Raw genomic sequence first — 23,655 nt, forward strand, 5'->3', positions numbered from 1 at the left:
AGCCGGGCTGCCTGCGTCAACAGCCTCCGCTCGCGACTATCGGATGCGTGTCTCGCTTCCCGTCGGAGACATCTCGCGGATGCCCACCTGGATCGGGCGGCCAGCGGTGCGCGACGGCTCGATCGTCTTGAACATCGCACCGACCGCCGAGAGCACCTCGAAGGACTGGCGCGGCATATGACCGGCGCCGGGGCCGGGCGCCGCCGCGCCGGCGGTGGCCGGGGTGCTGGCCTTGGCGACGGTCACGCCCTTGGCATCGGCGGGCGCAACACCGGGGATCGGCTTCAGTTCGAGCCCCTGATGGGCGAACTGCATGATTTCCTTCCAGGTCATCGCTGGCAGCGAGCCGCCGGTCATGTTGGCGGTCTCCGACGAATCGTCATTGCCGAACCAGACCGCGCCGACGAGGTTGCCGGAAAAGCCGACATACCAGGCGTCCTTGTAGCCATTGGTCGTGCCGGTCTTGCCGGCGGTGATGACGCCATCGAGCGCGGCCTTCCGGCCCGTGCCTTCGGTCGGCACCTTGGACAGCATGAAATTCATGTCCTGCGCGACCTGCGTGCTCAGGACCTGCTTCGGCTCCGGCTCGTCTTTGTCGTGCCGGTAGATCAGCTCGCCCTGGGAGTTGTGGATATCGAACGCCGCATAGGGCTTCGCGCGCTTGCCGCCATTGGCGAAGACGGCATAGCCCGCTGCCATATCGATCACGGTCACCTCGGCTGCGCCGATTGGCAGCGAGACGGTATCGGTGAGCGGCGTCGTCAGGCCCATGGCCCGGCTGGTTTCGATGATCTTCAGCCGGCCGATGCGGGCGGCACGCGCCTCATGCGTCTCGCCCGTCGCCTTGCCGATCGCGATCGACATCTGCACCGGGATCGTATTGATCGACTTGGCGAGGGCCACCGTCAGCGGCATCGAGCCGGCATAGGAGCGGCCGTAATTGTTGGGGCACCAATTGCCGATGCAGACCGGCCGGTCGGTCACGACCGTATTGGGGCGATAGAGCCCGGCCGACAATGCGGTCGCATAGACGAAGGGCTTGAACGAGGAGCCCGGCTGGCGAAGGCTGGACGTCGCGCGGTTAAACTGGCTGGCGCCGTAATCGCGTCCGCCGACGATGGCGCGAACCGCGCCGTCAGGGTCCATCACCACCGTTGCAGCCTGCTTGGCGCGATAGGCGGTACCGTGCTGGCGCAGGATGGACTCGATCGCCTCGTCGGCACGCTCCTGGATGGCCGGATCGAACGGTGTCTTGACCGTCAGCACGCGGTCGGGCCCGACCTTGCCGTCATCGGCGAGGCGTCGAACCTCGTCGAAAGCCCAGTCGAGATAATAATCCGGGCGGGCGTCGCGGCGCCGGTCGATCGGCGTCGCGGGGTTGCGCTTGGCGCTGTCGACCTGGCCCGCGGTCATGAAGCCGGCATCGACCATAGCATTCAGCACATCGTTGGCGCGCGCACGCGCTGCCGGCAGGTTCACATGCGGAGCGAACTTCGTCGGCGCCTTGAAGAGCCCGGCCAGCATGGCTGCCTCGGCGAGCGAGACGTCCTTCACCGATTTGCCGAAATAATATTCGGCCGCGGCAGCCACGCCGAACGTGCCGCCGCCCATATAGGCGCGGTCGAGATAGAGCTTGAGGATCTCGTTCTTGGTCAGCCGGTGTTCGAGCCACAGCGCCAGGAAGGCTTCCTTGATCTTGCGGTCGAGCGAGCGCTCGTTGTTCAGGAAGAGGTTCTTGGCGAGCTGCTGCGTCAGCGACGAGCCGCCCTGCACGACGCCGGACGCCCGCGCATTCACCGTCACGGCGCGTAGCGTGCCGAAGATGTCGATGCCGAAATGGTCGTAGAAGCGCCGGTCTTCCGTCGCCAGAACCGCCTTCAGCAGATGGTCCGGCATTTCCTCGAGCTTGAGAGAATCGTCATGGCGCGCGCCGCGATGGCCGATTTCGGAGCCGTAGCGGTCGAGGAAGGTGACGGCGAAGACCTGGTTGTGCAGCGCATCCTCGCGTCCCTCCTGGAAGGCGGGGATGGCGAGCATGAGTAGGACGAGGGAGCCGGCAATGCCGACATTCAGGCCTTCGCTGGCGAATTCCGCCGCGATCCTCTGGCCGCCCGTGACGGTGAAGCGGTCGGCGAAGCTGCGGATGCGTTCATAGGTGTCGCCGGCGCGTTGCCCGGCGCCCCAGAGACCGGCACCAAGCCATGCGTCGGCGGCGAGCGCGAAGCGCTTCAGCCGCGTCGTCCAGCCTGCTTTCCTGAACTCCATCGCCGTCCTGGCTTCCCAACAAGAGCCGCCGCCATAGTCCTGCCGCTCCGCGATCGTCTTGGCAACACCTTCCGGCCCGACTGCGGATACATATTCGCTCTCCGTGCCAAGGTAAGAGGCAAGGTAACAGTCGAGAGCGATAATCTGTCGTGGACAGCAGATTTCGGGCCGTCGAATCCGTCCCGTTTTGGAGCGTCGCCTTGTCTATACCGATCGTCGCACCCGCCGGATGCGCCTTCCCTCCCGAGGCGCAGGAGCGCATAAGCGGTGGAATGAAGTTCGACCGGCCATCAGACGAGCCTTTCTGGCGCACGACCTCGCTGGAAGCGATGACCACGCAGCAATGGGAATCGCTTTGCGACGGCTGCGGCCGCTGTTGCCTGGTCAAGCTCGAGGACGAGGATACCGGCGCCATCCACGCGACCGATATCGGTTGCCGCCTGTTCGATGCCGGCACCTGCCGCTGCAAGGACTATGTCAATCGGTCGAAGCAGGTGCCCGATTGCGTCACGCTGACGCCAGAGGCCGTGCGCACCTTGCCATGGCTGCCGCCGACCTGTGCCTATCGGCTTCTGGCCGAGGGACGCGACCTGCCCTGGTGGCACCCGCTGGTGTCGGGAGATCCGGAAACGGTTGTCGCGGCAGGCGTCGCTGTGCGTGGCCGCGTCTTCGCCAGCGAGGATGATGTGCCGGATGAGGACATCCCGGACCGGATCGTCAACTGGCCGCTGCGCTGGCCGCGCGGGGCGAAGAGGCGTTGATTTCCAGCACAGCCCGCTAAGCGGCAACCGGCCTGATCCGCGCGATGGCGTCGGACAGCGACGCACGTGCTGTTTCCAGATCATAGTCATCTTGCAGACCCAGCCAGAATTCTGCGGAGGTGCCGAAGAGCTTTCCGAGCCGAAGCGCGGTATCGGCCGTGATCCCGGTCTCCTCGCGGGCGATCCGCTCGATCCGTGTCCGTGGCGTTCCGCATGCCTTGGCGACGGCATAGGCGCTCAGTTCGAGTGGCCGCATGAACTCCTCCCGCAGGACTTCTCCCGGGTGAAGCGGTGGCAGGCGATCGTTGGTCGCGTCCATAATGTGAAGTTCTTCCGATTTCGGGCGGGCGTTTTCAGTGGTAATCGGTGATCTCGACCTCATAGGCATCGCCATCCCTCCAGACGAAACAGATGCGGAACTGGTCGTTGATCGAAATGGCATGCTGGCCTGCGCGGTCGCGCTGCAAGGCGTGCAATCTGTTTCCAGGCGGCGCCCTCAGATCGTCGAGCCGAGTCGCGCGATGCAGTATCCGCAACTTGCGCCGTGCTACGACGAGCAGATCGGCGGGAAACCGCTTGGGCTGCTGGCCATCGAAGAGAAGTTCCGTCGTTTTGTCCTTGAAATTGCGGATCATCAAAAGCCTTCATAGTCGAACGTTGGTATCAAAGAATGATACGAAACTCAAGCCTGCAAGAGTACCTTCGCCATGAGCGCTCATTGATTGTTCAGCCGCTTTTCGGCATGACCACGCCGTCCCTGTCGTCCGGCTGCCAAAGGCTGTCGGCGATACTTCGCAGGAAACTTTTGGATCGCCGCGGCGTTGCTGCGCTCGGCTGGATGAAGAGGCATTTGTGATGGCTGGTGGCGAGACGACGAGCGGCAAGACGGTGAGCGGCAAGGCTGAGAGCGGGAATTGGGTCTACACCTTCGGCGACGGCAAGGCCGAAGGCGAGGCGGGCATGAAGAACCTGCTCGGCGGCAAGGGCGCGAACCTCGCCGAGATGAGCAATCTGGGCCTGCCGGTGCCTCCCGGCTTCACCATCACCACCGAGGTCTGCACCTGGTATTACGATCACGACAAGAGCTTCCCGCCCGAACTTGACGGGCAGGCGAGGGCGGCGCTGGCCGAGATGGCGCGCCTCACCGGCAAGGTCTTCGGAGACCCGGAAAACCCGCTGCTCGTCTCGGTGCGCTCCGGCGCGCGCGCCTCGATGCCGGGCATGATGGACACCGTCCTCAATCTCGGTCTCAACGACGTCACGGTCGAGGCGGTTTCCAAGGCCTCGGGCGATGCCCGCTTCGCCTGGGACAGCTACCGCCGCTTCATCACCATGTATTCCAACGTCGTGCTCGACGTGGATCACGGCCATTTCGAGGAGGCGCTTGAGGACTACAAGGAGCGCAAGGGCCACCATCTCGACACCGATCTCTCGGCCGATGACTGGAAGGTCCTGGTCGGCAAGTACAAGGAGATCGTCAGGAAGGCGCTCGGCACCGAGTTCCCGCAGGACCCCGAGCAGCAGCTCTGGGGCGCGGTCGGCGCGGTCTTCTCCTCCTGGATGAATGCCCGTGCGATCAAATATCGCGAGCTCAACAATATCCCGGCCGCCTGGGGCACCGCCGTCAACGTCCAGTCGATGGTCTTCGGCAATATGGGCGAGACCTCCGCGACCGGCGTCGCCTTCACCCGCAATCCCTCGACCGGCGAGAACGCGCTTTATGGCGAGTTCCTGATCAACGCCCAGGGCGAGGATGTCGTCGCCGGCATCCGCACCCCCCAGGACATCACCGAAGCCGCGCGCAAGGAAGCCGGCTCCGACAAGCCTTCCATGGAGAAGGAGATGCCGGAGGCGTATGCCGAACTCGTCCGCATCTACGGTGTCCTCGAAAAGCACTACCGCGACATGCAGGACATGGAATTCACCATCCAGGAGGGCAAGCTCTGGATGCTGCAGACCCGTTCCGGCAAGCGCACGGCCAAGGCCGCGCTGCGGATCGCCGTCGAGCTGGCCCAGGAAGGCTTGATCTCGGAAGAGGAGGCGGTCGGCCGCATCGAACCCGGCGCGCTCGACCAGCTCCTGCACCCGATGATCGATCCCAAGGCCGAACGCCGCATCCTGACGACCGGCCTGCCGGCCTCGCCCGGCGCGGCCGCCGGTGAGATCGTCTTCAACTCCGACGATGCCGAAGCCGCGAAGAAGGCTGGCCGCAAGGTCATCCTGGTCCGCGTCGAGACCTCGCCGGAGGATATCCACGGCATGCACGCGGCCGAGGGCATCCTGACCACGCGCGGCGGCATGACCTCGCATGCGGCGGTGGTTGCGCGCGGCATGGGCAAGCCCTGCGTCTCCGGCGCCGGCCAGATCCGCGTCGACTACGCCAAGGGCACGCTGACGGTCGGCGTGACCACGCTCAAGGCCGGCGATTTCATCACCATCGACGGCGCCGCCGGTCAGGTGCTGCTCGGCGAGATCAAGATGCAGCAGCCGGAACTGTCGGGCGAATTCGGCACGCTGATGGGCTGGGCCGACAAGGTCCGTCGCCTCAAGGTCCGGGCCAATGCCGAGACGCCGGAGGACGCCCGCACCGCGCGCGATTTCGGCGCAGAGGGCATTGGGCTCTGCCGCACCGAGCATATGTTCTTCGACGAGGACCGCATCCAGCCGATGCGCGAGATGATCCTCGCGCATGACGATGCCGGCCGCCGTGCGGCGCTGGCAAAGCTGCTGCCGATGCAGCGGCAGGATTTCGTTTCGCTCTTCACGATCATGCAGGGCCTGCCGGTAACGATCCGCCTGCTCGATCCGCCGCTGCATGAATTCCTGCCGCATGGCGAGGCCGAGATCGCGGCTGTCGCGAAGGCGCTCGGCGTCACGCCCGAGGCGCTGAAACATCGCGCCACCGAGCTGCACGAATTCAACCCGATGCTCGGCTTCCGCGGCGTGCGCCTCGCCATCGCCTATCCCGAGATCGCCGAGATGCAGGCCCGCGCCATTTTCGAGGCGGCGGTGATCGCGGCCAGGGAAACCGGCAAGGCCGTGATTCCCGAAGTCATGGTGCCCCTCGTGATGGGCGTGCCGGAATTCGACCTCGTCAAGGCGCGCATCGATGCGATGGCCAAGGCTGTCATGGCCGAGAGCAAGGTGGAGCTCAGCTATCAGGTCGGCACCATGATCGAACTGCCGCGCGCCTGCCTGCGGGCCGAGGAAATCGCGAAAACCGCCGAATTCTTCTCCTTCGGCACCAACGACCTGACGCAGACGACTCTCGGCATCAGCCGCGACGACGCGAGTTCGTTCCTCGGCTCCTACACCGCCAAGGGCATCCTCGCGAACGATCCCTTCGTCACGATCGATCAGGAAGGCGTCGGTGAACTCGTCAAGCTCGCCGCCGAGCGTGGCCGCAAGGCACGTCCCGACATCAAGCTCGGCATCTGCGGCGAGCATGGTGGTGATCCCGCCTCGATTGGCTTCTGCGAAAGCGTCGGCCTCGACTACGTCTCCTGCTCGCCCTTCCGCGTGCCGATCGCGCGGCTGGCGGCGGCGCAGGCTGCGCTGGGCGCGGTGCGGGCCAAGGAAGGCTGAGGAAAACCTCCGCCCGTCATTGCGAGGAGTGAAGCGACGAAGCAATCCACGGGCGTAGAGTGCGACGTCTGGATTGCTTCGCTACGCTCGCAATGACGAAAAGCCGCTGGAACGGGTCCATGGCAAAGCTCACCACAATCGGCTTCGATGCCGACGACACGCTCTGGCAGAACGAGCAGTTCTTCCGCCTGACCGAGGATCGTTTCGTCGCGCTGCTGGGCGAACATGGCGAGGCGGCCGAGATTTCCGGCCGGCTGCTGGAGGCGGAGAAGCGCAATCTCGGCTTCTACGGTTTCGGCATCAAGGGCTTCGTGCTCTCGATGATCGAGACCGCGATCGAGATCACGCGCGGACAGGTCTCGGTGGCCGTCATCGGCGAAATTCTCGCCGCCGGCCGCGAGATGGCGGCGCATCCGGTCGAGACGCTGCCGCACGCGCGCGGGACGCTGGAAGCACTGGCGGGCAGTTACAAGATTGTCCTGATCACAAAAGGCGACCTTTTCGACCAGGAGCGGAAGCTCGCGCAATCGGGCCTGGGCGATCTGTTCGACGCCGTCGAGATCGTCAGCGACAAGACCGCCTCGACCTACAAGCGCCTCTTTGCCCGCCATGGCGATGGGGCCGAGCACGCCATGATGGTCGGCAACTCGCTGAAGTCGGACATCCTGCCGGCATTGGAGGCGGGCGCCTGGGCGGTGCACATTCCCCATGAGCTGACCTGGGTGCTGGAGCACGCCGAGGAGCCCACGGACATCAGGCGCTATCGCAAGCTCAACGATCTCGGTGGCCTCCTCGACTTGCTCGCCGAGATCGATCGCTGACGTCAAGATTTCCTGGAGCATGTTGCGTTTTCGTGGAAACGCGGGTCATCCCGGCCGGAGCCCTCGGGTCCGACCTTCGGTCGGCCCAAGGATAAACTCCGCGCAGAGCCGGGATCCATCCCGGAACATTTGCCGGCAAGCGCTCCGGCATGGATCCCGGGTCAAGCCCGGGACGACGGCGTGTTTCTGAGTGAAATCAGCATGCTCTGTTCACGAGATTAGACGCGAATCCCGCTCAATCGACCCAGAATCCGCGTTTGCGGTGCCAGTCCTCGATCGATTCCTCGGGGTATCCGTCGAAGCGCTGGTCGTTCCCGCTGATCGCCGGCTTGACCCAGCTGGCCTTGAACTTCAGCAGGATATGCGTCTTTTCGGGCGCCTGAGGCAGATGGCTGTCGATCGCCGAGGCGAAGGGATGAATCAGCTCCGGCCAGCGCGGGTCGAACAGCCAAAGTGCCGTGCCGCAAGCGGTGCAGAAATTGCGCTGGCCCTCGGATCGCTCGCACCGGCCTTCGTCATCTGCGATCTGGGCCTGAAACACGCCGATCGGGGGCTTTCCTTCCACCTTGAGGGAGGCCGCGTCCGCCGAGAGGTTGATCGCATAGCCGCCACCGCCGGCCGTCTTGCGGCAGATCGAACAATAGCAGAGCTGGTAGGGTACAGGCGCGTGGCTCGCCATCGAGAACCGCACCTGGCCGCAGCGGCAGGATCCCTTCAGTGTCACTGGCATGAGCTGGCTCCCGATATGCGTTGCGATGTCACCCGGCCTCAGCGCCGCCCTTCGAGAGGGGTGCATCCAGATTCGCTCAACGCGCAAGACGCGTGATCGGTTTCTCTGGATCAGGCGTGATCAAGTGAAAAGAGCCGCTGCTGGACCGCGGTTGCAAATTGTGGTAGCTCACCCCACGTAAGACGAGATGCGGCCGGGTTCTGGCCAATCCTCCGCGCGGGTCTCCCCGGTCGGCGGGCACGATTCAGATCCACCACACATCGACTACAAGACCGGAGCGAGGCGTCCGCGCGTCGAGCTTTGGGCCTCATCGAATACGCGGATCTGAAACGTAAGGACTACCTTCCATGGATAAGGGCACCGTCAAGTGGTTCAACACCACCAAGGGCTACGGTTTCATCACGCCTGAGAACGGCGGACAGGACATCTTCGTCCACATCAGCGCTGTCGAGCGCGCCGGCCTGCGCGAGCTGGTCGAAGGTCAGGTCGTGTCCTACGAGCTGATCGCCGACCGCAAGACCGGCAAGTCCTCGGCGGGCAACCTCGCCATCGCCTGAGACTACCCTATACGACCGGGCGGGCGCTCGCGCCCGCCCGGTTTGCAAACGACACCTTCCGGCGCTGTGGCTTAGCGGTTCGCCGGCAGGAAAGAGCAAATATTTATGGCCGGGCGCAATCCGGCGGCACAGCCGATACCCACATGTGCCCCTTGCGCAGCGGCGTCCAGAAAGACCTGTTTTGACACAATTTACCGACCTCGGCCTCGCCGAGCAGCTGCTCAAGGCGCTCGCAGCCGAAGGTTACACCACGCCCACGCCGATCCAGGCGCAGGCGATTCCGCCCATTCTCGCCGGCAGGGATCTGCTCGGCGCCGCCCAGACCGGCACCGGCAAGACTGCAGCCTTCGCACTGCCCTTGCTGCACCGTCTGCTCAGCCAGCCGCGGCGCATGCAGCCGCGCTCGGTGCGCGCCCTGATCCTGTCGCCGACCCGCGAGCTCGCGGCCCAGATCGAAACCTCGATCCGCGCCTACGCGAACTTCACCACGGTCAAGTCGACCGTTGTGTTCGGCGGCGTGCCCGTCGGCAAGCAGATCCGCGCACTCGGCCAGACCGTCGATATCCTCGTCGCCACGCCCGGCCGCCTGCTGGATCTGGTCGACCAGCGTGCCGTCTCGCTGCGCGAGATCGAATATCTCGTCCTCGACGAGGCCGATCAGATGCTCGACCTCGGCTTCATCCATGCGCTGCGCCGCATCGCTACGCTGATTCCGGCCAAGCGCCAGACGCTGCTGTTCTCGGCAACGATGCCCAAGCCGATCCGCGACATCGCGGGTGCTTATCTGACCGATCCGGTCGAGGTTTCGGTCGCTCCCGTTGCGACCACGGCCGAGAAGATCGACCAGCGCGTGATCTTCACGGATGCTGCTCACAAGCCCGCTCTGCTGGCCAAGACGCTGAGCGTGCCCGAGATGCAGCGCGCCATCGTCTTCACCCGCACCAAGCACGGTGCCGACAAGGTCGTGCGTCAGCTCGAGCTGTCGGGCATCAAATCGGCTGCGATCCATGGCAACAAGAGCCAGGGCCAGCGCGAGCGGGCGCTCGGTGCTTTCCGTGACGGCGAATTGCGCATCCTGGTGGCCACCGACATCGCCGCTCGCGGCATCGATGTCGACGGCATCAGCCATGTCGTCAATTTCGACCTGCCCAACGTTTCCGAGACCTATGTCCATCGCATCGGCCGCACTGCGCGCGCCGGCGCATCGGGCGTGGCGATCGCCTTCTGCACGCCGGAAGAGCGCGGCGACCTTGCCGCGATCGAAAAGCTGACCCGCGTCGCGATCACGCCGATCGGCGAGGTTCCGTATTGGGACGGCCGCACACCGAAGAAGCCGCCCCAGAATCAGGGTCGCGGCGGGCGCGGCCAGCAGGGCGGCGGTGGACGTGACAATGGCCGGCCGCAGGGTCAGCGTCAGGGCGCGAAGCCTGCAAATGGTGCCAAACCGGCTCATGCCGGCGGTCAGCGCCAGGAAGCTCGCTCCGAACCGCGCAATGATGCGCCGCGTAACGACCGGCCGCAGCGCAGCGAACAGCCTGCACAGCGAAAAGACGCTGGTTCTGCCAAGGAAGGGCTTGGCGGCGTCGCGTTCTTGCAGCAAAGAACAGATCAACGACGCACCAACGGCGCCCGGCGTCGCGCGAACTGACGCGCAGCACGCCAGAGCCGGATCGGATCGACCCATCAGGTTGATCCGGTCCTTGCGCCAAAGGGCACACGAAGGACGACAGTATGGCTAAAGAAGAACTGCTCGAATTCGACGGTACGGTGGTCGAAGTGCTGCCCGACGGAAATTATCGGGTGAAGCTCGACAACGACCACATCATCCTGGCCTACGCGGCCGGCAAGATGAAGAAGAACCGCATCCGCACGATCGCCGGCGACCGCGTCGTCGTCGAGATGTCGCCCTACGATCTCGATCGCGGCCGCATCAACTTCCGCCAGAAGACGGCCGGTCCCGGCCCCGGCGGCCCACCGCGCAACCAGAACTTCCGTCGACGCTGAGGTTGACCGCAATGCGCTTCACGCGGATCGAATTCGTTTTCGTCGCGCTTGGCGCAGCACTCGGCATCATCGTCGCATTTGCCTACAAGGCGGGCTGGGTCGCGGAATCCGCGGCCTTCCCGCCTTTGATCTTTGTGCTGCTCGGGCTCGGTTTGATCGAGATCGTGGTGGGATACGCCACGGCGCGTCCGCTCGGCAGCCTGGTCGGAACGCCCGCCCGCATCCTCGCCTTCGCCGTCGGCGTTGGCGTCATGCTCATGCTCGGCGGCAAGTTCGCCTGACGAACGCTGAGCTGCCAGAGTCCATTGGATATCGCAGCCCTCATCCTGAGGAGCCGCGAAGCGGCGTCTTGAAGGGTGGTTCAGAGGGCGCTGGAGCATCCTTCGAGACGCCATTTCAAACGAAATGGCTCCTCAGGATGAGGGCTCATCTCACCATCCGCCACCCTTCATGTATTCCCCCCAATCGCGATCCATAAAAAAACCCCGGCGCCAAGCCGGGGTGTGAAGTGGTCTATCCGTGATAAAGGGTCTACATGTAAAAACTCAGTCGAAAAACCTTAGTAGCCGGCACGCGCCCAGTATTGCGAGCCCTGCTTGACCAGGACCTGCCGTTGGCGCGTCTCGTAAACGGCGGGGATGGTGTGATGTTCCACATAGGTGGGACGCACCATCACTTTGCGCTGGCGTTGAGTATAGACCGCGGGAAGCGTCTCGTATTCGACGAAAGCCGCTGAAATCTCGACCCGGCGGCTCTGGTAGCCATATTGCGCGGGCACATCGACCCAGCAGCCGGAGGTGTTGCCGTAGGCGTCGCGGGTGACCTCCCAGCGCCGTGTCGGGCCGGAGATCAGCACCTTTTCGGTGACGCTGCCATATTGCGCCGCCCGATGATGCGGGATCTGCCTGGCCGGCTGGATCATCACGTTCTCGGTGACGTAATCATATTCGGCGGGAACGACGCGGGCCTGGGTCTGCTCCGGGCGAGCGACAAAGGTCTCGCTGATCGAGCCGTACACCGGAGGGGCATCCACGAGGTTGTAGCAGGCCGATCCCCGGCAGCCGCCGGCCTGAGCGCCCTGGGCGCCCAGAAGAAGAGCGGCCGTGAATGTCGAAGCTGAAATAACCTTACGCAACATGTCTGGCCCACCCGCCCTGCGGCATCACCGTGCCGTTCGTGAGTTCAGAAAGCCTTTTGAAAGTGATGAACGCAAGGTAAACGCTAAAACAAGGTAAAATTAACCATGTCGGCCCGGGCAGGCGCGTTCATGGGTCTTGCGATCGCATGAAGGAAAACGCTCGAATTCGAGCAGTTCCGGCAGCTTTGCACCGCAATTTCGGGAGCGTTCGCCCATGTGCGGGGCCGGAGGCCGACGTGGCTTCCCATCGGCGGCAATCGTGAGCCGCGCAAGCCTGACCGTCAGAATCTGACGGCCAATACGCCCTTGAAAGCGTGGTCTTGGGCATCTTGCGCGAACTGACCTGAATAGGTCACGCCGAGCGCTGCGTTCCTGCCGATGGTGACGTCGAGCCCGGCCGCTGCCCCGGCTTTCCGCTCATTGGTGGGGGTAGCAGACAGCTCGCCAATGTCTGTCTCGTTTCACGCTGTGAGACGAACAATCATATGGCAATGGCAGGGCTTAGGCGGGATTGACCGGGATCAGGCGGGATCTGCCGGAAAGTGCCGCAATCCCAAAGGGCTAGAAGGTCGATGGATGGCCCGGTGGTCAAATCCATTGCCATTTGATTGTTCGCTCGAATTGCTGATCCGAAACGTCGCAGTCGCGAAAGTCAGAATTCTGGCCAATGCTAAGTGCTTGAAATCCGGTCGCGGGCGTGTCTGGAACTGCGAATAAATGCGGGTCTGCACGCAGTTTCGTTCGCAGTTCGGAAAAGCGCTTTCGTTTCAAACATGTAGCGCAAGTTAGTCGGGGCGAACTCCAATTTCAAACTGCCAAGCGCCTTCGACTGCTTTCGACCCAAAGCAGGCGTTTGCCAACGGCAGCGTCCGGCAGTTGCGATCATTTAAGTGGAAGTGTTCGCGATTAAGAATAGACCTGCCACCAGAGCAACTAAACCAATCCCAGTATATCCGTCTAACGCATACGCGAAGACTGCAAATGGAACGGCCAGTGCAATGATCAGCGCTAATACGTAGCGCTTCTGGCCCTTGGGTCCCAAGAATAATGCTGGCGCCCAAATGAGAAACGCTACGCCGACAATCCCCAAAGCAACTGCGACTAAAAATCCCATGGTTGCTCCCTAGCGGATCGGAAACGCTATGTCTCACTATGTGTGATACAATCCGTTTAGGAATTGCGGCTTTCCACCCGTTGCGCGCTTTCACACACGCTTTACGTCTGACCCGGCCTGAGCTGGTAGAAGACGTGCTGGCCGATCGTGTCCATCTTCTTGAGCTTCTTTGCCCAGTAAGGCCGCACATAATTCGCGTGGTAGTGCGTGGAGGCGCCGACATCGGCGAGATAGGTCGTGCCCTCATAGACTTCGCGGGCGATGCGGACCGCGTCGCGCCAGGGTGCCGGCTCGGTGATGCGCAGCGACTTGCCTTCGCAGGTGAAGGTGAACTGGCAGGCGAGGTAGCGGTTGCTGTTCTGGTAGACGACGCCGCAGACGCTGTCGGGATAGAGCCCGCTCTTGACGCGGTTGAGCACGACCTGCGCCACGGCGGCGCGGCCCTCATCCGATTCCGAACGGGCTTCGAAGTAGACGGCTTCCGCAAGGCAGCGTTGCTCGCGCGCCATGTTCGCGGTTGAGATCAGGCCGGAATAGATCTGCCGGGGACCGGGCTCGCCCTTGCGCACGCTGCTGGTGCCGGAGGCCGGCCCCTTTGCCAGCAGTCCGGGCCGCGCGGGCGCGGGGGGCGGAGCCAGCGAGGGTGCGAGCGTCGCGACGTTGTAGTCGACGGCCGGCGTCGACGAGCCACGCGCCGTGGCTGTGGGGACCGAAGGTGTCGAGCCGTCGATGCTGTCGAGATAAAGCTCGGCCTGGCGTGGCGAAGTGATCACCCGCTTGGGCGAGCTGGGGGAGGAATCGGACAGCGCAGGGTCGGTCAGCCCCTCGTCATTGGCATAGGGTTCGAAGCCGATCTGCGGCCCGTCGGGCACTTCGGCCGGGCGCAGGGCGTCGAGCGAGAAGCCAGCCGAGATCAGCCCCGGCTGGTTGTCGCCGAAGACCACGCGTTCGAGCTCGCGGGGCGGCGTTGCCGCGAGTTTTGCCGCGAGTTTTGCCGAAAGGCTCGGCCGCAGGCCCGGCAGCAGATCGCCCTTCGCCGTGCGGTCGACTTCCGGAAAGCCCTCGGTCATCCGCTTCATGTCCTCGCGCGGCTGGCGCGGATCGACCACGACGCGGCGCTCGGGATCCTCGAAGGACAGCCGCGCCTGCTGGATCGCCGAGGTCAGGGACAGGCCCGGCAGTCGAAAGGCGCTGGTGGCGATCAGCAGGGAAGGGCCCTCCTCGAGCTCGGAAGCGGGACCCGGTGCGACCCGGCGGATCGACGAGGCCGGCAGGCCGCCATCGCTGCCGAAGTTTTGGCCGGCCGAGGCGGTGAACGAGACCAGAAGCCCGAAGGAGAGCGCCCAGGGAGCAACCGTCGCCACGGCCCATTTGAGCCCGAGCGAGCCGATACGTCTCGTACGCCTGCGCACCCGTAAATGACTCAACCCACTCACCCGTTTCAACACACGAGGGACGACAGGCGCGGCGATGACGCGCTTTCGTTCGATCCCGTTATCACCCCGGTAGGGTTGAGCGGCGGTTAACGGCGGCGCCGCGATCGCAAAAGTGCAAAGCGATATCTGCGCCTGTGATGTCCGATGTAACGAATTCGCGTTGTTCCGGGCGGCGAAACGACGATAACGTGCAGCCACACGTTCCCATTTCTACGGTCCGGAGATTCGTCATGAGTGCCGCTCCCGCGCGCAGCTACGCTCCGGAGGTCATCGTTGCCGCCGGCTGCATGATCGCGCTGATCACTTTCGGCCCACGCGCCAGCGCCGGGCTGTTCCAGATCCCGATGACCACGGAATTCGGCTGGGGGCGCGATACCTTCAGCATCGCGATCGCCCTGCAGAACCTGCTCTGGGGGCTTGGCGCGCCTTTCGCCGGTGCTGTGGCCGACCGTTTCGGCACGGTGCGCGTGCTGTGCTTCGGCGCGGTGCTTTATGCCGCCGGCCTCATCGTGATGGCCTATGCCTCGACGCCCCTGACGATGCATCTGGGCGCCGGCGTGCTGATCGGTTTTGGCCTTTCCGCCTGCTCCTTCAATCTGGTGCTGGCCGCTTTCGGCAAGCTCCTGCCGGAATCCTGGCGGCCGATGGCGTTCGGCGCCGGCACCGCGGCGGGTTCGTTCGGCCAGTTCCTGTTCCCGCCGATCGGCAACATCCTGATCGAGCAGATCGGCTGGCATCAGGCGCTCGTCGTCTTCGCCGGCTCGGTGCTGCTGGTGATGCCGTTTGCCGTCATGCTGGCCACGCGCAAGAGCGGGGCGACGACAGCCTCGGCCGTCAACCTGCCAGGCCAGAGCATCGCGCAGGCGCTGACCGAGGCCTTCAAGCACCGCTCCTACGTGCTGCTCGTGCTCGGCTTCTTCACCTGCGGCTTCCAGCTTGCCTTCATCACCGCGCATATGCCGGCCTATCTCAAGGATGTCGGCATGGCCGCCTGGGTCGGCGGCTGGACGCTGGCGATCATCGGCCTCGCCAATGCGGCGGGTTCGCTCTGCTCGGGCTGGCTGACGACGCGGATGCCCAAGCGCCATCTGCTGGCCTGGATCTATCTCGGCCGCTCGGTCGCGATCCTCGCCTTCATCCTGCTGCCGCCCAGCCCGGCGACCGCGCTGGCTTTCGGCGCCGTAATCGGCCTGTTCTGGCTCTCGACCATTCCGCCGACCTCCTCGCTGGTCATGCTGATGTTCGGCACGAAATACATGGCGATGCTCTACGGCTTCGCCTTCTTCTCGCATCAGGTCGGCGGCTTCCTCGGCGTGCTGCTCGGCGGCGTTCTCTACGAGGCGACGGGCTCCTACCAGATCGTCTGGTGGCTCTCGATCGGGCTCGGCATCGCCTCTGCGCTGATCAACCTGCCGATCATCGAAAAGCCGGTCGAGCGGCCGGTGGCGCAGCCTGCCTGATTCGGTCGTTCACACGCAGCCATGCCGTCATTCCGGGGCGCCGCGGAGCGGCGAGCCCGGAACCCAGAAACGATGCGGCCGGCAGTGACGGGCTGCGTTCTGCCTCGTGCCGTCGACCTGTGGTTCTGGGTTCCGGGCTCAGGCCTGCGGCCTGCCCCGGAATGACGCGGCGGTGACGTTGCCCAATGTGGCGCAGACCAAAGACGCACTGCCCTCGGGCTTGCCTCGCGCGCCTTCGCGCGTATCTCCTGCACCAAAGGTTCAGGAGGAAACAGCAATGTCGACGTTCAAGGCCCTTGTCGCGACCAAGGGCGAGATCGGCCCCAACCTCGCCTTCACCGATTTTGACGAAGCCGACCTGATGGAAGGCGATGTCACCGTGCGGGTCACGCATTCGACGGTGAACTACAAGGACGGTCTCGCTTTGACCGGCAAGGCGCCGGTCGTGCGGCGCTGGCCGATGATCCCCGGCATCGACTTCTCCGGACGCGTCGAGGCCTCCGACCATCCCGATTTCAAGCCGGGCGACCTCGTCATCCTCAATGGCTGGGGCACGGGCGAAACCCATCTCGGCGCCTATGCCCAAAAGAGCCGGGTGAAAGGCGACTGGCTGGTGCCGTTGCCGGCGGGCATGAACCCCGGCGAGGCCATGGCGATCGGCACCGCCGGCTACACCGCGATGCTTTGCATACTGGCACTGGAGAAACATGGCCTCAAGCCAGCCGACGGTCCCGTCGTCGTCACTGGCGCGGCCGGCGGCGTCGGTTCGGTTGCGATCGCGCTTCTGGCCAAGGCTGGCTGGCATGTCATCGCCTCGACTGGCCGGGCAGAGGAAGCCGACTACCTCAAGGGGCTTGGCGCCGCCGAGATCATCGACCGCAACGAATTGGCGGCCGCGGGTCGCCCGCTGGGCAAGGAGCGCTGGATCGCCGGCGTTGACGCCGTCGGCTCGCATACGCTCGCCAACCTGCTCGCCATGACGAAATACGGGGGCGCAATTGCTGCCTGCGGCCTGGCGCAAGGCATGGACCTGCCGGCCTCGGTCGCGCCCTTCATCCTGCGCGGTGTCGCCTTGCTCGGGGTCGATTCGGTAATGTGCCCGAAACCGCGCCGGCTCGAAGCATGGGCGCGGCTCGCGACCGATCTCGACCGCGAGAAGCTCGCGACGATCACCACCTCGATCCCGCTGGAAAGCGTCATCGAAACCGGCAAGGCGATCGTGGAGGGCAAGGTCCGGGGGCGGGTCGTCGTCGAGGTCGGCTGACGCCGGCTATTGAAGTGCGCCGCGTTTTTGTGGAAACGCGGGTCATCCCGGCCGAAGCGAAGCGCAGAGCCGGGATCCATGCCTGAACGATGATCGCGGCGCTCCGGAATGGATCCCGGGTCAAGGCCCGGGATGACCACGTGTTTCCGAGTGCAATCAGCACGCTCTAATGCTTCAGGGCGGCGGCGACGCGTGTCGAAACCGCCTCCCTGTTGGCCTGAAACCCATCCGTCAGAGCTTTCACGGCCGAAATGGTTTCCGGCGACGCGCTGCTCGGCGAACCGCCGGCGAAGGGCGGTGCCGGATCGTATTCGATCATGAGCTGGGCCGCCTTGGCGCGTTCTTCGCCGAAGAGTTGCGCCATCAGGGCCAGCGCGAAATCGATGCCCGAGGTCACGCCGGCGCCTGATATCCGGTTTCGGTCGATGACGACACGCTCCGGAACCGGTTCGACGCCGAACAGAGCCAGCTGCGGCAGGGACAGCCAATGGCAGGTGGCGCGATAGCCGGTCAGCAGTCCGGCGGCCGCGAGCACCAGCGATCCCGTGCAGACCGAGGTCACATAGCGCGCGCCTGCGGCCTGCCGGCGCAGGAAATCCAGAACCTCCGCATCCTCCATGAGGGCGACCTGGCCCGGACCGCCGGGCACGAACAGAATATCAGCCTGCGGACAATCGTCGAAGCTGGTCGTCGGGACGATCCGCAAGCCCGAGACGTCGCGCACCGGTTCGCAGTCTTTCCAGACCAGATGCAGGGTGAGTTCCTTGTAGCGCGCCAGGACTTCGTAGGGCCCTGTCAGATCGAGCTGCGTCAGGTTCGGATAGAGCAGCATGACGACGTTCATAGCGTTCCCTCGATCAGCGCGCGCTTCTTGGCCAGTTCGGCCCCGCAGAAATCCATGAACGCGCGCACCCTCGGCGCGTTGCGGATGTCGGGATGGGTCAGGATCCACAGCCCCGTCGAGAATTCGGGATCGGGCGGCATGAGCCGGGTCAGGCCCGGCCGCTGATCGGCGATGAAACAGGGCAGGGGGCCGATGCCAAGCCCCTGCTCGACGGCCTCCGCAAGGCCGAGCACGGCCGAACTCTTCAGCGCAATCCGCTCCGGAGCGACCTTCTCGCGCACGAAGCGCGCCGCCTTGACGTGGCTGAGCTGGTCGCCGAGCGCGACCCAGTCACGCTGGAAGAAGGCGGCCGGGTCGGCCTGCTCGTCAGGCGTCGGGCCATGCGTCACGCGGCCATAGATCGCCCAGTTCAGTGTCGCCAGCCGCCGCCCGACCAGGGTCTCGCCGGGCGCGTCATTGGCGCGGATCGCGACATCTGCATCGCGTTTCGACAGGTTGAGCGTCTGGTTTCCGATGACGACATCGAGCCGGATCGCTGGATGCGCTCCACGAAACGCCGCGAAGATCGGCAGGAGAACGTTGAGATAGAGGGTGTCGGTCGTGGTCACCCGCAATTCGCCGGAAGGCGCGACATCGCGCCCGGCAAGGCGCCGCGAGAAGGCGGTGACATCCTCGTCCATGCGGCCGGCGAGCGCCGCCATCTCCGCACCTGCGACAGTCGCGACATAGCCGGTCTTTCGGCGTTCGAAGAGCGGCTGGCCGAGCAATTCCTCGATCTGGCCGAGCCGGCGGAACACGGTTGAATGATTGACGGAGAGCGCCGCTGCCGCGCCGGTCAGCCCGTCATGATCGGCAATCGCCTTGATCAGGCGGAAATCGTCCCAGGCAAGGCTGGAGTGCATCGGTTTGCCCGCTCCTCGAGGCGAGACAGGCAAGCCGATATCTTGCGTAGATGCAAGGTTGGCTTTGTCTGGGCGTCAGCGCGGCGCGGCGGCCCGGCGCAACCGGTCGTTGATGGCTTCGCCGAGGCCTTGCATCGGGATGGAGGCGACAGCGATTGCCGCCACGCCTTGCGCATCGAGCCGCCGCAGATGGCCGAAGAGATTGGCTGCGGCCTCCGAAAGATCGCCGGTGAGGCTCAGATTGAGGGATGCTGCGCTCTTTGAAGAGCCTTCCGGCTCCGGCCCGAAGCCGAGCCAGGCCTCACCGAAGCGGGGCGCTTCCGCCTCCAGCCTGACGCGCGCTGCCGGTGCGTAATGCGAGGCGAGCAGTCCCGGCGAGATCGGAGCGGCTCCCGCCTCGCCAGCCAGCACCAGCGCCCGGCCGATGACGCCCTCGATCGCCGCGCGCGGCACGCCGCCCGGCCGCAGCAGACGCGGCGCTCCGTCGAGGCAAGCCACGATCGTCGATTCGACACCGACCTGGGTCGGGCCGGCATCCAGCACCGCATCGATGCGGCCGTCGAGATCGACGAGCACATGCGCTGCGCTGGTCGCGCTGACCCTGCCCGACCGATTGGCGGAAGGCGCCGCAATGGGCCGCCCCGCCGCTTGCAGAACAGCCCGCGCCACGGGATGCGACGGAACGCGCAGGGCGACGGAGTTCAGTCCCGCGCGGGCCAGTTCGCTGACCTCGCAGCCGGGCGAAGTTGCCACCACGAGTGTCAGCGGGCCCGGCCAGAAGGCTTTCGCAAGGGCGAGCGCATTGGCGTCGAACAGACCCTGCCGGCGCGCAGCCGCGAGATCGGGCAGATGGGCGATCAGGGGATTGAAGCTCGGCCGCTCCTTGGCCGCATAGATCGAGGCGACGGCCGTGCCCGAGGTCGCATCCGCGGCAAGGCCGTAGACCGTCTCGGTCGGCAGCGCGACGAGGCCGCCCTGTCGTAGCAGGGTGGCAGCCTCGGCAATGCCAGCCTCGCTCGCCTCCAGGTGTCGCGTCATGCGTTCGGGTGGCACGGTTGACCCATTACTGTTTATATATAAACTAAATCGGACGAGCGCAGCTGACGGGCAAACTGCCAACGCAGCGACCGCCAGCGAAGACTGCGCTCGCCTGCGCTTGGCGTCGGGGATAGTTCCTCGCTAACATCGCGGCAACGCCAAAAGCATGACTTCGCCCGTCGATGCGGGATGCGAAGCGCCAGGGAGACATATGATGAGCTATCGCGCCCCGGTCGCGGACATGATCGCCACGATGCGCCACGTCGCCGGCCTCGACCAGCTTGTGACGGATGGCCTTGCGCCCGAATTGGACGATGGCGTCGTCGAAGCTGTGCTCGATGAGGCCGCGAAATTCGCCACCGACGTGATCGCCCCGCTCAACCGCGTAGGCGACAAATTCGGCTCGACCCTGAAGGACGGCGTCGTCACCACGCCGCCGGGCTGGAAGGATGCCTATACCGCCTGGGCGCAGGCCGGCTGGAACGCGCTGCCCGGGCCGGAAGCCTATGGCGGCCAGGGCCTGCCGACCCTGCTGCAATCGGCCTGCACGGAGATGTGGAACTCGGCGGCGCTGGCTTTCGCGCTCGGGCCTCTCCTGACGGTCGGCGCGATCGAGGCGGTGCATGCCCATGGCTCGGAATATCTCAAGGAGACCTATCTCGCCAAGCTGGTCTCCGGCGAGTGGATGGGCACGATGAACCTGACCGAGCCGCAGGCGGGCTCCGATCTCAACGCGCTGCGCACCAAGGCCGAGCGGCAGCAGGACGGCACCTACCGCATCACCGGCCAGAAGATCTTCATCACCTATGGCGAGCAGGACCTGACCGCGAACATCGTCCATCTCGTCCTCGCCCGCCTGCCCGACGCGCCGGCCGGCACGCGCGGTATCTCGCTGTTCCTGGTGCCGAAATATCTGGTCAATGCGGACGGTTCGCTGGGCGAGCACAACGATCTGCGCTGCTCGGGGCTGGAGCACAAGCTCGGCATCCACGCCTCGCCGACCTGCTCGATGGCCTATGGCGACAAGGGCGGCGCGATCGGCTGGCTGATCGGCGAGGAGAATCGCGGTCTCGCCTGCATGTTCACGATGATGAACAATGCCCGACTGAACGTTGCGCTGCAGGGCGTCGCGATTGCCGAGCGCGCCTATCAGCAGGCGCTCGCCTTCGCGCAGGAGCGCAGGCAGGGCGCGGCGCTCGATGCGCCCAAGGGCGCTGCGATGAGCCCGATCGTCGTCCATCCGGATGTCCGCCGCATGCTGATGGACATGCGCGCCAAGACGCAGGCCTCGCGCGCCATTTCCTATCAGGTCGCAGAGGCACTGGACCGCTCCCATCGCGAGACCGATGCAGGCAAGCGCAAGGCGGCGACTGAGCGGGCCGCGGTCCTCACCCCCGTCGCCAAGGCCTATGCCACTGATATCGGCATCGACGTCGCCTCGACCGGCGTGCAGATCCATGGCGGCATGGGGTTCATCGAGGAAACCGGCGCGGCCCAGCATCTGCGCGATGCCCGCATCTGCACGATCTACGAGGGCACCAACGGCATCCAGGCGATCGACCTTGTCCTGCGCAAGCTGCCGTTGTCGGGCGGCGAGGCGGTCAAGGCGCTGATTGCCGAGATGCGTGGCATCGTCGCGCAGGTCGAGGGCGCCAACGCGCCGGGCTTCGGCCATACCGCAGTCCGGCTGAAGGCGGCCGTCGATGCGCTGGAGCGCGCGACGGAATGGATGCTGGCCACGATGGGCACGAAACAGGGCGATGCGCTCGCCGGCGCGACGCCCTATCTCAAGCTCTTCGCCTTGGCGCAGGGCGGCACAGGGCTGGCGAAGAAGGCACTCGCGACCGGCTCCGAGCCTGATGGGGCAAATGATCTCGCCACCGCCCGCTTCTTCGCCGAGCTTGTCGTCACCGAAGCCCCTGCGCTCGAACTGGCCGTGACCGAGGGCGCGGGTGCGGTCGAGGATGCCGCGGCGGTCTTTGCCGCGTGAGCGGCGAACTCCTCCCGCTCGCAGGCCAGGTCTGTCTCGTCGCGGGCGCCTCGCGCGGGCTCGGGCGCGGCATAGCGCGAGCGCTCGGCGAGGCCGGCGCGACAGTCATCGTCACCGGCCGTTCCAGCGAGGTCGGTCCCCGGACCGACCAACGCCAGGAAACGTTCGAGGATGCGGCGCGCGAGGTCGAGGCGGCCGGCGGCAAGGGCCATCCCTACCGTTGCGACCACACCAATGAGCGGGAGGTCGATGGTCTCGTCTCCTGGGCTTTGCGCCGCTTCGGCCGGCTCGACTGCGTGGTCGATGCGGTCTGGGGCGGCAATGAGGGCTATGACGGCGAGCGTTATCCCGATGGCTCGGCATTCGGCGCGCCGTTCTGGCGCAGGCCCGTCGCCAGGCTCGGCCAGAATTTCGAGACCGGCGTCTACGCGCAGTTGCTGCTGGCGCGGGCGGTCGCGCCGACGATGGTGCAGATGCGCAAGGGGCTGATGGTGACGGTGAGCTTCGACACGCAAGGAGGCTATCTCGGCGATGTCTTCTACGATCTCGCCAAGGCGACGATGAACCGGCTGACTCTGGCGATGGGCGCAGAACTCGAACCCTTCGGCGTAACGGCGCTCGGCCTGTCGCCGGGCCATGTCCTGACCGAACGCGTCCGCGACGCCGGCATGGCCGGGCAAACGACCGAGACGCCGCTCTATGCCGGTCGCGCGGTTGCCGCGCTGGCCGCCGATCCCGACGTCGCCCGGCACAACGGACAGGTGCTGCGTGTCGCAGATCTCGCGCGGGTCTACGGCTTCACCGACCGCGACGGCAGCCAGCCCGCGCCATTCACGATTCCAGCCTGAGGAGGGGACATCCATGTCGCTCAAAAACAAGACGCTCTTCATCACCGGCGGCTCGCGCGGCATCGGGCTCGCCATCGCGCTGCGCGCCGCGCGCGATGGTGCCAATGTTACGATCGCCGCCAAGACGGCCGAGCCGCATCCCAAGCTGCCGGGCACGATCTATACCTCGGCGGCCGAGATCGAGGCCGCCGGCGGCAAATGCCTGCCGCTGATGGTCGATGTCCGCGACGAGGCGAGCGTCGCCGCGGCGATGGAGAAGACGGCGGAAACCTTCGGCGGCATCGACATCGTCGTGAACAATGCCAGCGCGATTTCGCTGACGAACACCGAAATGACCGACATGAAGCGCTTCGATCTGATGCATCAGATCAACACGCGCGGCACCTTCATGGTTTCCAAATACGCCATCCCCTATCTGGCGAAGGCGGAAAACCCGCACATCCTGATGCTCTCGCCGCCGCTCGACATGTCCACGCACTGGTTTGCGCCGCATCTGGCCTATTCCATCGCCAAATACGGCATGAGCCTGTGCGTGCTCGGCCTTGCCGGCGAACTCGCCTCCAAGGGCATCGCGGTCAACGCGCTCTGGCCGCGCACAACGATCGCCACTGCCGCCGTCCAGAATCTGCTCGGCGGCGACAAGATGGTGCAGGCCAGCCGCACCCCCGAGATCCTCGCCGACGCCGCCCATATGATCTTCTCGAAGCCCTCGCGCAGCTTCTCGGGCAACTTCCTGATCGACGACAGTTTCATGGCCGGCGAGGGTGTCACCGACTTCACGCCCTATCGCGTCGACCCGTCCGTGCCGCTGATGCCGGACTTCTTTGTGCCCCGCGACAGCAAGCCGCCCGAAGGCGTCAAGGGCGGCGTCTGAGTTCGCCGCGGAGGTCTGTCATAG

The 23,655-nt window shown here is 65.2% G+C and carries 21 protein-coding genes; 12 read left to right on the top strand and 9 right to left on the bottom strand.

Annotation, left to right across the window (positions count from 1 at the left end; all coding sequences use genetic code 11):
* Positions 1-36: 36 nt before the first annotated feature.
* Positions 37-2,265, bottom strand: a complete 2,229-nt coding sequence (locus tag C4S73_RS03430) for a transglycosylase domain-containing protein (RefSeq protein ID WP_103871024.1) — start codon at positions 2,263-2,265, stop codon at positions 37-39.
* Between the two features lie 272 nt (positions 2,266-2,537).
* On the opposite strand from C4S73_RS03430, the gene C4S73_RS03435 reads away from it, so the two are divergent.
* Positions 2,538-3,026 (top strand): YcgN family cysteine cluster protein, encoded by a 489-nt coding sequence (locus C4S73_RS03435; protein WP_103871025.1) that lies wholly within the window; start codon positions 2,538-2,540, stop codon positions 3,024-3,026.
* Positions 3,027-3,042: 16 nt separating this feature from the next.
* Here the strand turns inward: C4S73_RS03435 and C4S73_RS03440 are convergent, their stop codons facing one another.
* Positions 3,043-3,345, bottom strand: a complete 303-nt coding sequence (locus C4S73_RS03440; RefSeq protein ID WP_103871026.1) for a HigA family addiction module antitoxin — start codon at positions 3,343-3,345, stop codon at positions 3,043-3,045.
* A gap of 34 nt (positions 3,346-3,379) precedes the next feature.
* Positions 3,380-3,661, bottom strand: coding sequence for a type II toxin-antitoxin system RelE/ParE family toxin (locus C4S73_RS03445; protein ID WP_103871027.1), 282 nt, complete (start codon positions 3,659-3,661; stop codon positions 3,380-3,382).
* Between the two features lie 220 nt (positions 3,662-3,881).
* Here C4S73_RS03445 and ppdK point away from each other — a divergent pair, with 220 nt between their 5' ends.
* Both ppdK and C4S73_RS03455 read left to right on the top strand, forming a co-directional pair.
* Positions 3,882-6,611: a pyruvate, phosphate dikinase gene (gene ppdK, locus C4S73_RS03450; RefSeq protein WP_103871028.1), complete on the top strand. Its 2,730-nt coding sequence runs from the start codon at positions 3,882-3,884 to the stop codon at positions 6,609-6,611.
* Between the two features lie 119 nt (positions 6,612-6,730).
* Positions 6,731-7,432, top strand: a complete 702-nt coding sequence (locus tag C4S73_RS03455; protein WP_103871029.1) for an HAD family hydrolase — start codon at positions 6,731-6,733, stop codon at positions 7,430-7,432.
* Positions 7,433-7,667: 235 nt separating this feature from the next.
* On the opposite strand, the gene C4S73_RS03460 is transcribed toward C4S73_RS03455, so the two are convergent.
* On the bottom strand, positions 7,668-8,162 hold the full coding sequence (locus C4S73_RS03460; protein ID WP_103871030.1) for a GFA family protein: 495 nt from the start codon (positions 8,160-8,162) through the stop codon (positions 7,668-7,670).
* Between the two features lie 347 nt (positions 8,163-8,509).
* Between C4S73_RS03460 and C4S73_RS03465 the strand changes: the two genes are divergently transcribed.
* From C4S73_RS03465 to C4S73_RS03480, 4 genes are all read left to right on the top strand, one after another.
* Positions 8,510-8,719 (top strand): cold-shock protein, encoded by a 210-nt coding sequence (locus tag C4S73_RS03465; RefSeq protein ID WP_103871031.1) that lies wholly within the window; start codon positions 8,510-8,512, stop codon positions 8,717-8,719.
* Between the two features lie 181 nt (positions 8,720-8,900).
* A complete protein-coding gene (locus tag C4S73_RS03470; RefSeq protein WP_103871032.1) occupies positions 8,901-10,367 on the top strand; it encodes a DEAD/DEAH box helicase in 1,467 nt (488 codons plus the stop codon).
* Positions 10,368-10,450: 83 nt separating this feature from the next.
* The gene (gene infA, locus C4S73_RS03475) at positions 10,451-10,723 is read left to right on the top strand and encodes a translation initiation factor IF-1 (protein ID WP_103871033.1); all 273 of its coding nucleotides are present in this window, start codon (positions 10,451-10,453) and stop codon (positions 10,721-10,723) included.
* Positions 10,724-10,734: 11 nt separating this feature from the next.
* Positions 10,735-11,004, top strand: a complete 270-nt coding sequence (locus tag C4S73_RS03480; RefSeq protein ID WP_103871034.1) for a hypothetical protein — start codon at positions 10,735-10,737, stop codon at positions 11,002-11,004.
* A gap of 278 nt (positions 11,005-11,282) precedes the next feature.
* On the opposite strand, the gene C4S73_RS03485 is transcribed toward C4S73_RS03480, so the two are convergent.
* Both C4S73_RS03485 and C4S73_RS03490 read right to left on the bottom strand, forming a co-directional pair.
* A complete protein-coding gene (locus C4S73_RS03485; protein ID WP_146071266.1) occupies positions 11,283-11,861 on the bottom strand; it encodes a hypothetical protein in 579 nt (192 codons plus the stop codon).
* 1,215 nt (positions 11,862-13,076) lie between these two features.
* Positions 13,077-14,387 (bottom strand): cell wall hydrolase, encoded by a 1,311-nt coding sequence (locus tag C4S73_RS03490; protein ID WP_244595414.1) that lies wholly within the window; start codon positions 14,385-14,387, stop codon positions 13,077-13,079.
* A gap of 254 nt (positions 14,388-14,641) precedes the next feature.
* On the opposite strand from C4S73_RS03490, the gene C4S73_RS03495 reads away from it, so the two are divergent.
* Both C4S73_RS03495 and acuI read left to right on the top strand, forming a co-directional pair.
* Positions 14,642-15,871: an MFS transporter gene (locus tag C4S73_RS03495; RefSeq protein ID WP_103871036.1), complete on the top strand. Its 1,230-nt coding sequence runs from the start codon at positions 14,642-14,644 to the stop codon at positions 15,869-15,871.
* A 277-nt stretch (positions 15,872-16,148) separates the two neighbouring features.
* Positions 16,149-17,135 carry an acrylyl-CoA reductase (NADPH) gene (acuI, locus tag C4S73_RS03500; protein WP_103871037.1) on the top strand — a complete coding sequence of 329 codons (987 nt, stop codon included), beginning with the start codon at positions 16,149-16,151 and terminating at the stop codon, positions 17,133-17,135.
* Positions 17,136-17,301: 166 nt separating this feature from the next.
* On the opposite strand, the gene C4S73_RS03505 is transcribed toward acuI, so the two are convergent.
* The 3 genes from C4S73_RS03505 to C4S73_RS03515 form a co-directional block, all read right to left on the bottom strand.
* Positions 17,302-17,979 carry a DJ-1/PfpI family protein gene (locus C4S73_RS03505; protein WP_103871038.1) on the bottom strand — a complete coding sequence of 226 codons (678 nt, stop codon included), beginning with the start codon at positions 17,977-17,979 and terminating at the stop codon, positions 17,302-17,304.
* Complete coding sequence (locus tag C4S73_RS03510; RefSeq protein WP_103871039.1) at positions 17,976-18,881, bottom strand: LysR family transcriptional regulator; 906 nt, start codon at positions 18,879-18,881, stop codon at positions 17,976-17,978. Before C4S73_RS03510 ends, C4S73_RS03505 begins: the two co-directional genes overlap by 4 nt.
* A gap of 75 nt (positions 18,882-18,956) precedes the next feature.
* A complete protein-coding gene (locus tag C4S73_RS03515) occupies positions 18,957-19,919 on the bottom strand; it encodes an L-threonylcarbamoyladenylate synthase (protein WP_103871040.1) in 963 nt (320 codons plus the stop codon).
* Positions 19,920-20,133: 214 nt separating this feature from the next.
* Between C4S73_RS03515 and C4S73_RS03520 the strand changes: the two genes are divergently transcribed.
* Genes C4S73_RS03520 through C4S73_RS03530 form a run of 3 tightly spaced genes read left to right on the top strand, consistent with a single transcriptional unit; the run spans position 20,134 to position 23,631 of the window.
* Positions 20,134-21,909, top strand: a complete 1,776-nt coding sequence (locus tag C4S73_RS03520; protein WP_103871277.1) for an acyl-CoA dehydrogenase family protein — start codon at positions 20,134-20,136, stop codon at positions 21,907-21,909.
* Positions 21,906-22,757: an SDR family NAD(P)-dependent oxidoreductase gene (locus C4S73_RS03525; RefSeq protein ID WP_103871041.1), complete on the top strand. Its 852-nt coding sequence runs from the start codon at positions 21,906-21,908 to the stop codon at positions 22,755-22,757. Before C4S73_RS03520 ends, C4S73_RS03525 begins: the two co-directional genes overlap by 4 nt.
* A 13-nt stretch (positions 22,758-22,770) precedes the next feature.
* The gene (locus tag C4S73_RS03530) at positions 22,771-23,631 is read left to right on the top strand and encodes an SDR family oxidoreductase (RefSeq protein ID WP_103871042.1); all 861 of its coding nucleotides are present in this window, start codon (positions 22,771-22,773) and stop codon (positions 23,629-23,631) included.
* The last annotated feature ends 24 nt before the right edge of the window (positions 23,632-23,655 follow it).

This window comes from Allobosea lathyri (assembly GCF_900108245.1).
GTDB classification, from domain to species: domain Bacteria; phylum Pseudomonadota; class Alphaproteobacteria; order Rhizobiales; family Beijerinckiaceae; genus Allobosea; species Allobosea lathyri.